The organism is Thalassobaculum sp. OXR-137 (assembly GCF_034377285.1).
In the GTDB taxonomy this organism is placed as follows: domain Bacteria; phylum Pseudomonadota; class Alphaproteobacteria; order Thalassobaculales; family Thalassobaculaceae; genus Thalassobaculum.
The window spans coordinates 1367517-1382321 of record NZ_CP139715.1; the positions used below are offsets into that span (position 1 = coordinate 1367517).

The following is a 14805-nucleotide window of genomic DNA, read 5'->3' on the forward strand; positions in this document are numbered from 1 at the left end:
GAGAATCTGTCACGGCGGGCGGTCCGTCGCAAAGTGACGATGCCGCCGGTTGCGGCGCGGACTATACTCGAGACGACCGACGCGGTGACACTGCCGGCGACCGGCGCCGGTCTATGGCAGGGCAGGGCGATAGACAGGACGCGGGATGATCGACAGAAAGTATTTCGAGCTCGACCTGACAGTTTATTACCGCGACCTGCTGCTGGCGTTGGCGGTTTTCGCGGCAGGATTCGCGGGGGCCGTGTACAGCGACGGCATCGTCTGCGTGCTGGCGGCCCTCGTCGCCACGGTGGCGCTGCACCGGGCCGCCTTCTTCATTCATGAGATCACGCATCAGAGCGGCAATTTTAGGCTGCGCACGTTCACGACGATTTGGGACCTCACGGTCGGGGCGCTCACGCTGGTGCCCTCGGCCCGGTTCATCCGGCCGCACCTGACTCATCACACGGTCGGAATCTTTCGCACGAAGGACGATCCGCAGTACCTGCTGATGCGAAACAACCTGCCGGTCTTCGTCCTGATCATGATCCTCGTCCCGCCGATCATGCCGATCCTCAGCGTGATCCAGATGCTCACCTGCAGCTTCGGCGGCATCGCCGCGGAGGAAGCCATCGAGCGGTTCCTGATGCGCCGCGACGTCCCGACCGGGTCGGTGCTGCCGCAAAAATACCGGGGCCGGGTGGCCTGGCTGAGCCGCTACTACCTCGTCCTGTGGGCGGCCTATGCCTATCTGTCTCCGCAAACCCTGCCGCTGCATTATGCGATCGTCACGGGCGTCTGGTACATCACCACCTGGCGGATTCCGCTGGAGCACCGCATGGAGCGGCGCGTCGAGGCGTCCGACAAGAAGGACCAGATCGAAGACAGTTTCACCGTCGAGTGGCCGCTGGCCTGGCTGCTGCAGCCGATCGGCCTGCAGTTCCACACCGCCCACCACATGTACCCGGGGGTCCCCTATCACCATCTTCCGGCCCTGCATGCCGAGCTGAAGGCGACCGACCCGGAATACCGGCGCAACGTGGTCTCGATCTGGGATGTGGTGCGCGGCATTCCGGAGCGTGCGCCGGGTTCCGAGACCGTCCGCTGACAGCGCCGGAGCCCAGCGTCATGCCGTCCCGGACTTCCGTCGAGGGCGCGCTGGCCGCCTGGGACCGGTGGATGTCCTTACGATCCCGGCTGCGGCACCTGCCCCCGCGTCTCGCGCACCATCTCGGCGACGTCGGGACGGCCCTGGATTGCGGCTCGGGCGACGGTGAGATCGCAAGGAGGGTCGCCGATCTCGTTCCGACGCTCTCGGTCGTCGGCGTCGATGTCGTCCTGCAGCCGGCGCCGCGCATCCCCGTGAGCCCTTATGACGGGCGCCGTCTCCCCTTTGCGGACGACGCGTTCGAGGCCGTCACCCTGATCGACGTCCTGCATCACTGCGAGGATCCGGCCGCGCCGATCCGGGAGGCGCTGCGGGTCGCCAGCCGCAAGGTCGTGATCAAGGACCACTTCTGGATCACGCGGTGGGATCGAACGCTGCTGGCCGTCTCGGACTACCTCGGCAATCGGGCTTACGGCATCGCGCTGCCCTATAACTTTCTGCGGATGGAAGAGTGGCTGTCGGTGTTCGACGCGGCCGGTGCGCGGCTGACCAGCACGGAAACTTTCCGCTACAGCGCGTGGGACCGGGTGAAGCAGGTCGTGTTCGTGCTCGAACCCGGTTGACCGGCCCCGGGCCGTCGCGCCGTCAATTCGGCAGGAGCGCCTCGCCGGACTTGGCTTCGGGCCGTCATCCGCTATTGTCCGGTCAGTCACCGGGACTGCAGGAGGCCGCGTGCAGCGTCGGGCTGGCTTCCGTTCATTGATCCTGCTGAAGTAGTCGTTGGCGGCCGTAGATCAGAATACTGTAATGTGATGGCATGACCGAAGAAGTGCTCCCGACGATGGTCGATGAACGACCCGCCGAAAACCAGAAGCGTCCGACATTAACCCTGAAAATGCTGGCCCCGGACACGCGGGAAGTCATGTACCAGGTCGGCCAGCGCGTCGAGGTCAAGGCCGGTACGCTGCTGTTCACCGAGGACGAGCAGAGCAACGAGCTCTACATCATCGAATCCGGACAGATCACGAGCTACCAGGCCGGCGGCGAAGACGACGCCGAGTGGCCGGTGCTCGAACTGGGAGAAGGCGACATCGTCGGCGAGATGTCGTTCCTCGACGGGGGTGTCCGGCAGCTCAATGCGCGTGCCGAGGTCGACTGCACGCTGCTGCGGATTCATCCGTTCGACCTGCTCGAGGTCGAGGGCGGCGACCACTTCTACGACAATCTGCGGGCCAGCGTCGGCATCGCCGTGGTCCAGCGTCTGCGGGTCGGCACCGAACTGCACGTGGCGACACTGCAGCACCAGCTCGAGCTTGTGCGGTCGCAGAAGCAGTTCGGGATGTTCTTCCTGTTCACGATCACGCTGTTTTCGATCGCGATGGTCGCGAACAACGTGATCTCCACGCAGATTCTCAAGGTCGACATCAACACCCAGCTGTTCGCCTGGCAGTATCTTCTGGTCCTGCTGATCCCGAGCCTCATCGTGGTCTGGCTGATGAAGATCCCGATGAGCCAGATCGGGCTGACGACGAAGGGCCTGCGAAAATCCCTGACCGAGGGCACCGTCTTGTCGCTTGCCGCGGTCGCGCTGACCGCCGCGATCGTTGTCGGGTCGCGCATGACCGACGCGATACCGGACTTGCGCGTCTCGACGAACTGGAGCGAGACGCCGGCCTATTTCCTGCACTCGTTCCTGCAGGAGGTCGTCGCGCGCGGCTTCATGCAGTCCGCGGTGCTGCGCTTTCTCAATGACCGCCGGGGCGTGCGAACCGTCATCCTGACGAGCACGATGTTCGGGGTTTTCCACATTCACTTCGGTCTGACGGCCGTGATCGTCACCATCGTGAGCTGCATCATCTTCGGTCTGTTTTATCTGCGGCACGAGAACATCTTCGGCGTGACCTTGCTGCACTTCTTCCTGGGTGCATGCGCCTTTTCGGTCGGGATGCTGTAGTGGGCGCGCGCGGCACCTTCGGACGGGAGATACCGCTCGGCTTCCTGGCCGCGGCGATCCTCCTGACGGTGTCGCTTGCCGCGTACCGGCCGGCGCCGGCGCAGGCGGAAGACGCCGTGGCGCCCGTCGCCCCCCTGCCGGTCGTCGCGACGACGGTGCACCGGGTCTCCGGCTACGACGTGCGCGGACGCTATGTCGGACGGGTCGTCGGCCGGCGGACCAGCGATCTCGGGTTCGACACGTCGGGGCTCCTCGACGCCGTTCTCGTCCGGGAGGGGGATCGCGTCCGCAAGGGGGAGGTTCTCGCCCGCCTGAACGCGACGCGCCTGGAGGCGAACCGGCAGCGGTTGATCGCAGAAGAGGCGCTGGCGCGGGCCACCTACAAGGAGACCGAGGCCAAGCTCGCGCTCGCGAAGATCACGGCGGAGCGGCAGAAGAACCTGTTGCGCTCGGACAACGTCTCCCGCCAGGCCTATGACGAGGCGAGGTTCGAGGAACAGGCGCTCCGGGCCATGCTGGATGCGAACGGCGCCGCCATCAAGCAGGCGCAGGCGGCGGTCGCGGCGGCGGATGCCGATATCTCCCTGGCGCAGATCGTGGCCCCCTTCGACGGCATCGTCGTCGATCGGATGGTGGACGAGGGCGTGGCGCTGGGTTCCGCGACCCCGGTCCTGCGGCTGCTGGAGGATTCGGTCATGGAGGTGCGGATCGGCGTTCCTCCCGCCATCGCCGGGGAACTCGAGACCGAGGCGACCTACGATATCGAGATCTTCGGCAAAGCCTACCGCGGGCGGCTGCGGGCCGTTCTGGAGGCCCTCGACCTGGCGACCAGAACCGTGCCGGCCCTGTTCGTGATCGAAGGCCGGCTGGACGGGACCCGCCTGCGTTCCGGCGAGCTCGCCATCCTCGATGTCACCAAATTCGTCGCGGACGAAGGCTACTGGCTGCCTCTGGGGGCCCTCGTCGGCGGGAGACGGGGACTCTGGGACGCCCTGGCGCTGGTGCGGACGGAAGACGAGCCCGCCCTCTACCGCACCGTCCGGCGCAACGTGGAGGTGCTCCAGACCGAGACCGACCGGGTGTTCGTGCGCGGGGCGATCGCCGACGGCGACCTGATCGTCGCCGACGGCGTCCATCGGATCGTGCCGGGCCAGATCGTGCGCCTCGCCCAACCCCAGCCGTAGCGGTCGGAGCGGCCGATGCGCGACCTGTTCTTCCGTTGGCCCCGGCTGACAATCCTGGTGATCGGTCTGCTGGTGATCGGCGGCCTGTCGTCGCTGGATACGATGCCGCGCCAGGAAGATCCGGAGGTGGCGCCGCGCGTCGGCGACGTGAAGGTTTACCTGCCGGCCGCCAGCGCCATGCGGGTCGAGGCGCTGGTGACCGAGAAGATCGAAGCCGCGCTCTACGAGGTCGACGAAATCAAGAGCGTGAACTCGCGATCGCAGTCCGGCTTCTCCGTCGTCTATATCGAACTCGAGGATCAGGTCACCGATACTGCCCCGGTATGGACGCTGATCCGCTCCAAGGTGGCCTCCGTCCAACTGCCCGCCGGCGCCTCCGTTCCGGACGTCACGGTGGGAACGACGGCGGCGTTCACCTATCTGGTCGCCCTGACCTGGGACCTGGACGAACCGGTCGAGCTCGGGCTGCTGCGGCGGCTCGCCCGGGAACTCGAGCAGCAGACGGTCGCCTACCAGGGAACCCGCGAAGTGCAGGTGTTCGGCCTGCCGGAGGAGGAAGTCGAGGTCAGCGTATCGCTCGATGTGCTGGCCGCGAAGAGCCTGACCACCCAGGACATCGCCGACGCCATCCGGGCAGCCGACGTCAAGGTCGCCGCCGGGCAGATGCAGGGCGCGCGGAACAACCTGGTGCTGGAGGTCGACGGCGAGCTGGACAGCCTGGAGCGGATCCGGCGGACCCCGCTGCATCGCTCCGCCAGCGGCGAGCTGTTGCGGGTCGGCGACGTGGCCGAAGTCTCGAAACTCCTGCGCGAACCGCAGGCCACCCGGGCGATGGTGCGCGGCCAGCCGGCCGTCGTCGTCGGGATCAAGATGGCAGACGGGCGCCGGGTCGACCGCTGGGTCGAAGGCCTGAACGACCTCCTGACGCGGTATCGGCAGACCCTGCCGGACGGCGTGCGCGCCGAAACCATCTTCGACCAGAGCCGCCAGACCGACGAGCGGCTCGGCTCGCTTCTGGTCAACCTCCTTGCCGGTGCCGCCCTGGTAACCGCGGTTCTGTTCGTCAGCATGGGATGGCGCGCCGCCCTGCTGGTCGCCTCCGCGCTGCCCCTGTCGGTTCTGGCCGTGATGCTGGTGCTCGGCCTGTTCAAGGTGCCGCTGCACCAGGTGTCGCTGACCGGGCTCATCATCGCGCTGGGGCTTCTGATCGACAACGCGATCGTCAGCATCGACGAGTATCAGAAGGCCCGGCGCAAAGGGCTGGACCGCGGGCCGGCGATCCACGCCACCGTGGGGCGGCTCTTCGTGCCGCTGCTCGCGTCCACGGCGACGACGGGGCTGACCTTTTTGCCGCTGGTGCTCCTGCCCGGTGCCGCCGGCGAGTTCGTCGGGTCGCTCGGACTCGTGGTGATCCTGTCGGTGGCGTTCTCGTTCCTGCTGTCCGTGACCTTGCTTCCGGCGGTGGCCGCTTTTCTCGACCGGTCGGGTGGGCGCGACGTCCAGGCCGGGACGGATCGCAGCTTCCTGCGCAACGGCCTGTCGCTGCCCAGGGTGTCGCGCGTCTACAGCAGGATCATCGGGGCGAGCCTGGCCAGGCCCTGGCTCGGCATCGCGGCCGCCATCGCGATTCCGGTCGGTGGGTTCGTCGCGGCGGGGAACCTGGTGCCGCAGTTCTTCCCGGTGGTCGACCGCGACCAGTTCCAGATCCAGCTCAAGATCGCGGACACCGCATCGCTGCAGCAGACGGAGGAGGCCGTCCAGACCATCCGCCGGATCCTGGGCGAGTACGACGGCGTTCGCCAGAGCGTGTTCTTCCTCGGCGAGAGCCCGCCCCGGGTTTTCTACAACCTCGCGCTGGCCGACGACCCGGCGCCGAATTTCGCCGCCGGTTTCGTCGACACGGTCTCGCCGGACGCCACCTTCGAGATCCTGAGAACCCTGCAGGCGCGCCTGAGCGATGCGTTGCCCAATGCCTTCGTCCTGGCCCTGCCCTATGAGCAGGGTCCGCCGACGGGCGCTCCGGTCGAGGTCCGGCTGGCCGGGCCGGATATCGGCGTGCTGAGCGAGCTCGGCGAGCAGGTCCGGCGGATCCTGAGCGAGACCCGGAACGTCACCTATACCCGGGCAACGATCACCGGCGGCCGCCCGCGCCTCATGCTGCAGCCGGACCGGGACGAAACGGCGTTCGCCGGGTTCTCGCCGATCGACCTGGCGACGGCCCTGGACACCACCCTCGACGGCGTCGTGGGCGGTTCGATCGTCGAAGGAACCGAGGAACTGCCGGTCCGCGTGCGTGCCGCCGAGGCGGACCGTACGTCTATCGACCGGATCGCCAGCGCCACCATCCCCGGTGCCGCGGGCGCGGCCGCCGACGGCACCGTCGCCAGCGTTCCGCTGGCCGCGCTCGGCCGTTTCGAGCTAATCCCGGAAACCCCGCTGATCACCCGGCGGGATGGCCAACGCACGAACACCGTGCAGGCCTTCGTGAAGCCCTTCAGCCTGCCGAGCGTCGCGCTCGCCGACTTCCAGCGGCGCCTCGCCGACAGCGACTTCCGGACGCCGCCCGGCTATCGGTTGACCTTCGGGGGCGAGACCGAGAAGAGCGGAGAGGCCCAGTCCAATCTGTCGAGCGTCTTCGGGACCCTGGCGGTCCTGCTGGTCGGATCCCTGGTGCTCGCCTTCAATTCCTTCCGGGCCGCCGCGGTGATCGTGGCGGTTGCGGTGCTCAGCGTCGGCGGCGGCCTGTTGTCGCTATGGATATTCGGCATCCCTCTCGGCTTCATCGCCGTGGTCGGATGCATGGGGCTCGTCGGGCTGGCGATCAACGACAGCATCGTCGTCCTGTCGGCACTCCGCCACGATCCCGGCGCCATGGCCGGCGATCTCGGCGCCGCCCAGAGGGTCGTGATGGACGGCACCCGTCATGTGCTGTCGACGACGGTGACGACGGTCGGCGGCTTCCTGCCGCTGATCATCTGGGGCGGCCTGTTCTGGCCGCCACTGGCGATCGCGGTCTCCGGAGGCATGATCGGGGCGACCATGCTCGCGCTGTTCTTCGTCCCTCCGGTCTTCGTTCTGACGAACAGGTTCCGCCGCTAGGGCGAGGCCGTGGCGTCCAGGGCGCGCGCCAGGCTGTCGACGATCTTCCGATCCGCTGACTGGGCGACGTTGAAGCGCATGTAGCCGGCGGCGACGGGCGACGGACTGAATGCGCTGCCGGGCGCCAGGACGACGCCGTCTGCCAGACAGTGCCGCGCGACGGCGGCGGAATCGGCGCCGTCCGGCAGGCGCATCCACACGAACATGCCCGCCTGGGGCCGGATCCACGGCGTCATCCCGAGCGCCGCCAGTTGGTCGATGGTCGTGTCCATTGCCGCGGCAAGGCGCAGGCGTACCGCGTCCATATGTCTGCGATAGCCGCCGTCGGTCAGGGCCGACAGGACGGTCTCGGCGGCCAGCCGGCTGCCGGCGAAGCTGGTGGCGATCCGCAGGTCGCACAGGCTGTCGATCCAGTCGGCGCGGCCGGCGATGAAGCCGCAGCGCATCGATGCCGACAGGGTCTTGGAGAAGCTGCCGATATGAAGCACCCGGTTCAGTCCGTCGAACGCGGCCAATCTCGGCGCGGGCGTGAGTTCGAAATCGGCGAAGATGTCGTCTTCCACGATGACCAGCCCGGCACGCTCCGCCAGGGTCAGGACCTGGTGAGCGGTGGCCGGGGACAGGGTCGCGCCGGTCGGGTTGTGGATCGCCGAATTGGTGATGTAGAGGCGCGGACGGTGGGTCTCCAGCGCGGCCGAGAACGCCGCCGCATCCGGCCCCACCGGGGTGTAGGGCACGCCGACCACCCGGGCGCGGTGGGCTTTCAGCAGCGCGTGGAAATTGAAGTAGCAGGGGTCGTCGACCAGCACGGTATCGCCCGGCTCCAGCAGAAACCGGCAGATCAGGTCGATCGCCTGGGTTCCGGAATCGGTCAGCAGAACCCGGTCCGGGGTCGCGGCGATACCCAGGGCGGCCATGCGCCGCACCAGGACCTGACGCAGCGCCGGCAGGCCGAGGGGAGTGCCGTAATCCGACAGGGTGGCCGCCGCTCCCCGCGCGCTCGTCCGGACCGCGCGCCGCATCGCCTCCTGCGGCATCCAGGAGGAGGGCAGCCAGCCGCAGCCGGGCTTGAGCGTGCGCTCGTCGGCGTCGAGCGACTGGCGGGAGATCCACAGCGGATCTACCTCCCGGTTCCGCTTCGGGCCGATCTCCGCCAGGGCGAGGGGGGCGACCGGGCCGCAGACATAGAACCCGGCCCCGGGGCGGGAGCGGATCACCCCTTCCGCCGCCAGCCGCTCATAGGCTTCCACCACCGTCGACACCGAGACCTTCATCGTCTTCGCCTGGGCGCGGATCGACGGAAGGCGGGCGCCCGGCAGCAGGGTTCGGGCGGCGATGCGGGAGCGAATGGCGGACATCACCGCCTCGATCCGCGTGGGTTCCGGGGCCGCCGGTGCGCGGGAGAGTGTGCGGGGCTGGGCGAGATCCATCCGGTCGGTTCCTGGTTGTGCGGCTATATAGACCATAACAGTTCGTGCAAATTGTATTGCACTGTCCCTGGCCCGTCCACGGCTCCCCGGCGACAAAGTCCTTCTGGGTGCAGCGATAGCGGAGGCAGGAATGGACAGATCGTTGGGCGGCTGGATCAACGGCTTCATCGGCATGGTCATCTTCTCGGGCTCCCTGCCGGCGACCCGCCTGGCGGTGCTCGAGTTCGATCCGGTCTTCCTGACGGGGCTGCGGGCGGTGATCGCCGGGCTCCTGGGCTTGGCGGTTCTGCTGCTGCTGCGCCAGAAGCGGCCGCCGCGCGAGGTGCTGCCCTCGCTGATCATCGTGGCGCTGGGGGTGGTGGTCGGGTTTCCGCTGCTGACCGCGCTGGCGCTGCAGTATGTGTCCTCGGCCCATTCGATTCTTTTCATCGGCCTGCTGCCCCTGGCAACGGCGACCTTCGGCTTCCTGCGGGCGGGGGAACGGCCGCGGCCCGCCTTCTGGCTGTTCTCGGCGGCCGGTGCGGCCATGGTGGTCGGGTTCTCCCTGGCCCATGGGCTCGGCGAGGTGACGTGGGGCGATCCGCTGATGGTGGCGGCGATCGTGGTCTGCGGCCTGGGCTACGCCGAGGGTGGACGGCTGTCGCGCACGGTGGGCGGTTGGCAGGTGATCTCCTGGGCGCTGGTCCTGTCCTTGCCGGCGACCCTCGCCCTGACCTGGGCGACGATGCCGGCGACAGTGGACGGGGTCGGCGCCGCGGCCTGGGGCGGGCTCGCCTATGTCTCGCTGTTCAGCATGCTGATCGGCTTCGTGTTCTGGTATCGCGGCCTGGCGCTGGGCGGCATCGCCGCCGTCGGTCAGCTCCAACTCCTCCAGCCGTTCTTCGGGCTTGCCCTGGCGGCATTTGTCGTCGGGGAGACGGTGAGCTGGGCCATGCTCGGGCTGACGGTCTGCATCGTCGGCTGCGTTGCCGGCGCCCGGCGCTTCGCGGCGTAACGGGGGCGTCCGTCGGGCTGGTGCCCCTTTCATTCCCGGCGTAAACTCGTCGCAAATCAGGCCGACCCGACAGCCGCAGGGCCAGGACGGAGACGGCACGAGATCGGGGCGATTGCCCGGCGGGGCGGTCGTCCGTTGGGGAAGGGGCGTCCGCCATGAGCACCGATCAACCGCATATCCACATATCGCCGGTTCCGCGCCTTGCCGTGCGGGCCGCCGGCCTCGACGACATCCGCGCAGCCCTCGCCGCCGGGTTCCGCGACACCCTGGCGGTGCCCATTCTCAGTCTGTTCTTCGGGCTGGTCTGCGCGCTGTTCGGGGCGGTCCTGGTCTCCAGCCTGGTGGTGTTCGATCAGATCCTGATCGCCATCGCCGCCGGGGTAGGGTTTCCGCTGGTAGCGCCCTTCCTGGCGGCGGGCCTGTACGAGATCTCGCGCCGCCGCAGCCGGGGGGAGCCGTTCTCCGCCGCCGACATCTTCCTGGTGGTGTTCGCCCAGCGCGGCCGGCAGCTCGGCTGGATGAGCTTCGTCGTCCTGTTCGTGTTCTGGATGTGGGCCTATCAGGTGCGGCTGGTGATGGCCCTGACCCTGGGCTATCGCGGCATGAGCTCCCCCGAGGCCTTCGTCACCGTGCTGTTCACCACCTCCCACGGGGCGTCGTTCCTGATCGTCGGGACCATCGTCGGCGCCGTGCTGTCGACGGTCCTGTATTCGCTGACCGTGATCTCCATGCCGCTGCTGCTGGACAAGGAGGTCGACTTCATCACCGCCATGATCACCAGCGTGAAGACCGTCCTGGCGAGCCCGGTCGTGATGCTGGTCTGGGGGGCGGTCGTCGGTGGGTTGACCCTGCTGGCCATCGCGCCGGCCTTCCTCGGCGTGATCGTGATCTTCCCGATCCTGGGCCATACGACCTGGCACCTCTACGACCGGCTGGTATCCGAGGCGTAGACATGAAAAAGGCGGGCGCGGGATCGTCCCGCACCCGCCCGAAAGGTCGTCCGCCCTGGATTACAGGCGGTTACACGCGCTCACCACGGCCTTGATCGGCGCGAGCGTGATGTCGGTGTCGATGCCCACGCCGAAGATGCTGGTGCCGGTCTCGTCCGGAACCTTGAGCTCGATATAGGCGGCGGCCTCGGCGTCGGAGCCGACCGAGCGGGTGTGCTCCACATAGTCCTTGAGCTTGAATTTCAGCCCGAATTCCTTGCGCATCATGTGCGAGAAGGCGTTGACCGGGCCGTTGCCCTGGCCGGTGATCGTCTTCTCCGTGCCGTTGTCGGTGAGCACGGCATTGACCTCGACGACCTGGTTCGAGCCGGGTACCCGGCGGGATTCGAAGTTGACCAGGTTGAACCGGCCCTCCGGCTGGGTGACGTATTCCTTCTCGAAGGCGTTCCAGATCTCCTGGCTGGAGATCTCCTGGCTGCTGGCGTCGGTCAGCCGCTGGATGACCTGGCTGAACTGGGCCTGCCATTCCTTGGGAAGCCGAATGTGGTGGTCGTTCTCCAGCACATAGGCGATGCCGCCCTTGCCCGACTGCGAGTTCACCCGGATCACCGCCTCGTAGTCCCGGCCGATATCGTGCGGATCGATCGGCAGGTAGGGAACCTCCCACACGCCGCTATTCGCCGCCTTGATCGCCTTCATGCCCTTATTGATCGCGTCCTGGTGCGACCCGGAGAAGGCGGTGTGCACCAGCTCGCCGGCATAGGGATGGCGCGGGTGGATCGGCAGCTGGTTGCAGTATTCCGCCGTCTCCATCAGGCCGTTGATGTCGGAGAAGTCCAGCTTCGGGTCGACGCCCTGGGTGAACAGGTTCAGGCCCAGGGTGACGATGTCCACGTTGCCGGTGCGCTCGCCGTTGCCGAACAGGGTGCCTTCGACCCGGTCGGCGCCGGCCATCACCGCCAGCTCGGCCGCCGCCACGCCGGTGCCCCGGTCGTTATGCGGGTGGACCGACAGGCAGATCCGGTCGCGCCGGCTGAAGTTGCGGTGCATCCACTCGATCTGGTCGGCATAGATGTTCGGCGTCGACATCTCGACGGTGGAGGGCAGGTTCAGGATGATCTGGTTGTCGACCACCGGCGCCCAGATATCCATGACCGCCTCGCAGACCTCCAGCGCATAGTCCAGCTCGGTGCCGGTGAAGCTCTCCGGCGAATACTGGAGCTGAACGTTCTGGCCCTTCAGCATCGGCAGACGGTCGCGCACCATCTCCGCGCCGTCGGTGGCGATCTTCTTCACGCCCTCCTGGTCCTGCTGGAACACCACCCGGCGCTGCAGCTCCGAGGTCGAGTTGTACAGGTGGATGATGACGTTCTTGGCGCCCAGCACGCTCTCGAAGGTGCGCTGGACCAGATGTTCGCGGGCCTGGGTCAGAACCTGGATGGTGACGTCATCGGGGATCAGGTTCTCCTCGATGAGCTGGCGCACGAAATTGAAGTCGGTGTCCGAGGCGGACGGGAACCCGACCTCGATCTGCTTGAAGCCCATCTTGACCAGCGCATCCCACATCCGCCGCTTGCGGGCGCCGTCCATCGGGTCGACCAGAGCCTGGTTGCCGTCGCGGAGATCGACCGAGCACCAGATCGGGGCGGTGTCGATCACCTTGTCCGGCCAGGACCGCTTGGGCAGATCGACCTGGGCGTAGGCGCGGTATTTGTGGATCGGCATGCGGTTCAACATCGTCTTTCCTCCTGGGGCGCGCCGCCGGTCCGATCCCTCTTCGGGGCAGTCGGGGGCCTTGGGCGGGCGCCGGATTATCGTCGCTCTCGTCTGCTGGTAGGTGTCGCCGCCACGCCACAGGAACGGGAAATTTCGAACGCAGCTCGAGCGTCCGGAATTTTCGATACCTGTTGGGGGTCACTGCCGAACATCAGGTCGGCCTCAATGGAACCTTGGGGTGGACGCGCGGGGGCGAACGAATCTGTCCCGGTCTCTCTTCAGAGAGCCGGGCAAATAAGTCGCAGGCCGAGCATCGCGGTTCCGAACATCATGGCAGCAGTTGAGCCATAAGCGCGTCTTACGGTCAAGTCCGGACTGGCGCGTTCCATCGCAGCAACGTATGAGTCGGTCCATGCGCAAGATTCTCTACGCCCTGCTTCTCGCCGTTCCCGTCGCCCCGGCCTTCGCGGATGAAAAGCCGAAGGAGGAGGTGGACAAGGACGAGTCGGTTCTCAGCTTCACGCTGGAGAACGATCTCCCGGCCAATACCGACCAGTACTACACCAACGGTTTCCGCTTCACCTGGACCAGTGAGGTGAACAACGTGCCGTATGTGGTGCGCAGCGGCTCGGAGCCGCTCCTGGGCACGGGCGAGCGCACGCGGTGGCAGGCGACCTTCGGTCAGAACCTGTACACACCGCAGGACATCAAGCTGGAGAACCCGCCGGCGGACGATCAGCCCTATGCCGCCTGGCTGTACGGCTCGGTCGGCGTGATCAACGACGAGCCGTACGACACGGACACCCGGTTCTCGCGGGTGCAGACCTCCGCGCTGCTGTCGCTGGGCGTGGTCGGGCCGCTGGCCATGGGCGAGCAGGTCCAGGACTTCGTGCACGACATCGTCGGCTCTCCCGACCCCCAGGGCTGGGACCATCAGCTCCACAACGAGCCGGCCGTGCTGCTGATGCTGCAGCGGCGCTGGGTCTTCGGTGCGCCGCTGGCGAGCTATGGCGGACTGCGGGTCGATGCCGCACCGCACACGACCCTGGCGCTGGGCAACGTTTTCACCCACGGGGCTGCGGGCATCACCTTCCGGATCGGCGATCCGCCGGAGGGCGATTACGGCCCGCCGCGCATCCAGCCGGCGAGCCCGGGCTCGGATTTCTTCGGCGAGGTGGTCGGCGGCGACCGGCTCGGCTGGTACCTCTTCGCCGGTGCCGAGGGCCGCGCGGTCGGCCGCAACATCTTCCTGGACGGTAACACGTTCCAGGACTCGCCCAGCGTCGACAAGAACATCTTCGTCGGCGAGCTGTCGGCCGGCGCGGTGCTGACCTATGACGATTTCCGCATCGCCTACACCCATGTGATCCGCAGCCCGGAATTCGAAGGTCAGGGCGGCCCGAGCGTGTTCGGCGGCATCACCGTGGGCTGGCGGTTCTAGGGTGCGATCAGAGGGGCGGGGCCGATAGCCGACCTTTCTTTGCCTGCTCTCTCGCGCATTCCCCGGCCTTGTGCCGGGGCAATCCCATCGGTCGCTCCGAAACTTCCGAGAGCGCGCAAGCTATTGGGATCGGCCCGGAATATATCCGGGCAGTGAACACAGGCGAGGGCTTAACCGCCCGCCAGCCGCTGGAACTGCCCGGGCGTGACCTGGAATGCCTTATGGAAGGCCGCCACGAAGGCGCTCGACGTCGCGTAGCCCGCCTCGAAGGCCACGTCCGTCACCCGTTCCCCGGTGAGAAGCTTCTCCGCCGCCGCGGTCAGCGCCAGGTAGCGGCGCCAGTCGCGATAATTCAGCCCCGTCTCCGCCTGCACCCGCCGCCGCAAGGTGCGCGGGCTGACGGCGAGAAGATCCCCCCATTCCTCCAGCGAGCGCGCGTCCGACGGATCCGCCGAGACCGCGTCGGCGATCCGCGCCACCGCCGGGTCGCTCGGCCGGGGCAGGCGCACGCTGACCCCCGGGGCCGGACGCACCAGCGCCAGGGCCGCGCCCGCCACGGTGGTCCAGGCCCGGTCCAGCCGCTCCCTGTCATAGGTCTCCGCCAGCCAGGTAACCATGTCGGCAAGCGGCGTGCCCTGTTCCACGGCACTGGGGATGTCCGGCAGGGCGCCGGCCCCGTCGTCGCGCACGAACAGGCTGCGCATGGAGCGCTCCTCGGGTGCGAGGGAGCGGTGCGGCGTGCCGGCCGGCAGCCAGAGCACGCTGCCCCGCGGCACCAGCCAGACCCGCTGCGGCGTCTCCACCCGCATGACCCGGGCGAGTGTCAGGGCGAGCTGGCCGCGGTCGTGGGTGTGCCACGGGACGCTGGCGCCCGGCGCGAAGGAGGCGGCATGGCCGATCACCGGCGTGTCGGTCTCCTCGTGACCGCTCACCGGATCCCGTCCCGACTC

Annotated in this window: 11 protein-coding genes; 8 read left to right on the plus strand and 3 right to left on the minus strand. The window is 67.7% G+C overall.

From position 1 onward, the window contains the following. The first annotated feature begins 145 nt into the window (after positions 1–145). From T8K17_RS06505 to T8K17_RS06525, 5 genes are all read left to right on the plus strand, one after another. Positions 146–1087, plus strand: a complete 942-nt coding sequence (locus tag T8K17_RS06505) for a fatty acid desaturase (protein ID WP_322333688.1) — start codon at positions 146–148, stop codon at positions 1085–1087. A 20-nt stretch (positions 1088–1107) separates the two neighbouring features. Beyond that, positions 1108–1710, plus strand: coding sequence for a class I SAM-dependent methyltransferase (locus tag T8K17_RS06510; protein WP_322333689.1), 603 nt, complete (start codon positions 1108–1110; stop codon positions 1708–1710). A gap of 194 nt (positions 1711–1904) precedes the next feature. Continuing rightward, positions 1905–3041 carry a cyclic nucleotide-binding domain-containing protein gene (locus tag T8K17_RS06515; RefSeq protein WP_322333690.1) on the plus strand — a complete coding sequence of 379 codons (1137 nt, stop codon included), beginning with the start codon at positions 1905–1907 and terminating at the stop codon, positions 3039–3041. Beyond that, positions 3041–4225: an efflux RND transporter periplasmic adaptor subunit gene (locus T8K17_RS06520; protein ID WP_322333691.1), complete on the plus strand. Its 1185-nt coding sequence runs from the start codon at positions 3041–3043 to the stop codon at positions 4223–4225. Before T8K17_RS06515 ends, T8K17_RS06520 begins: the two co-directional genes overlap by 1 nt. Positions 4226–4240: 15 nt before the next feature. Further along, the gene (locus T8K17_RS06525; RefSeq protein ID WP_322333692.1) at positions 4241–7324 is read left to right on the plus strand and encodes an efflux RND transporter permease subunit; all 3084 of its coding nucleotides are present in this window, start codon (positions 4241–4243) and stop codon (positions 7322–7324) included. On the opposite strand, the gene T8K17_RS06530 is transcribed toward T8K17_RS06525, so the two are convergent. Then, positions 7321–8754 (minus strand): PLP-dependent aminotransferase family protein, encoded by a 1434-nt coding sequence (locus T8K17_RS06530; RefSeq protein ID WP_322333693.1) that lies wholly within the window; start codon positions 8752–8754, stop codon positions 7321–7323. The genes T8K17_RS06525 and T8K17_RS06530 overlap by 4 nt on opposite strands. Positions 8755–8884: 130 nt before the next feature. On the opposite strand from T8K17_RS06530, the gene T8K17_RS06535 reads away from it, so the two are divergent. Continuing rightward, entirely contained in the window at positions 8885–9748 is an 864-nt protein-coding gene (locus T8K17_RS06535) for a DMT family transporter (RefSeq protein WP_322333694.1), read from the plus strand. A 155-nt stretch (positions 9749–9903) separates the two neighbouring features. Further along, positions 9904–10698: a DUF2189 domain-containing protein gene (locus T8K17_RS06540; RefSeq protein ID WP_322333695.1), complete on the plus strand. Its 795-nt coding sequence runs from the start codon at positions 9904–9906 to the stop codon at positions 10696–10698. Positions 10699–10758: 60 nt separating this feature from the next. Here the strand turns inward: T8K17_RS06540 and leuA are convergent, their stop codons facing one another. Then, the gene (gene leuA, locus T8K17_RS06545) at positions 10759–12435 is read right to left on the minus strand and encodes a 2-isopropylmalate synthase (RefSeq protein WP_322333696.1); all 1677 of its coding nucleotides are present in this window, start codon (positions 12433–12435) and stop codon (positions 10759–10761) included. 391 nt (positions 12436–12826) lie between these two features. Between leuA and T8K17_RS06550 the strand changes: the two genes are divergently transcribed. Beyond that, positions 12827–13855 (plus strand): lipid A deacylase LpxR family protein, encoded by a 1029-nt coding sequence (locus tag T8K17_RS06550; RefSeq protein WP_322333697.1) that lies wholly within the window; start codon positions 12827–12829, stop codon positions 13853–13855. A 170-nt stretch (positions 13856–14025) separates the two neighbouring features. Here the strand turns inward: T8K17_RS06550 and T8K17_RS06555 are convergent, their stop codons facing one another. Further along, positions 14026–14787 carry a helix-turn-helix transcriptional regulator gene (locus tag T8K17_RS06555; protein ID WP_322333698.1) on the minus strand — a complete coding sequence of 254 codons (762 nt, stop codon included), beginning with the start codon at positions 14785–14787 and terminating at the stop codon, positions 14026–14028. Positions 14788–14805: the final 18 nt, after the last annotated feature.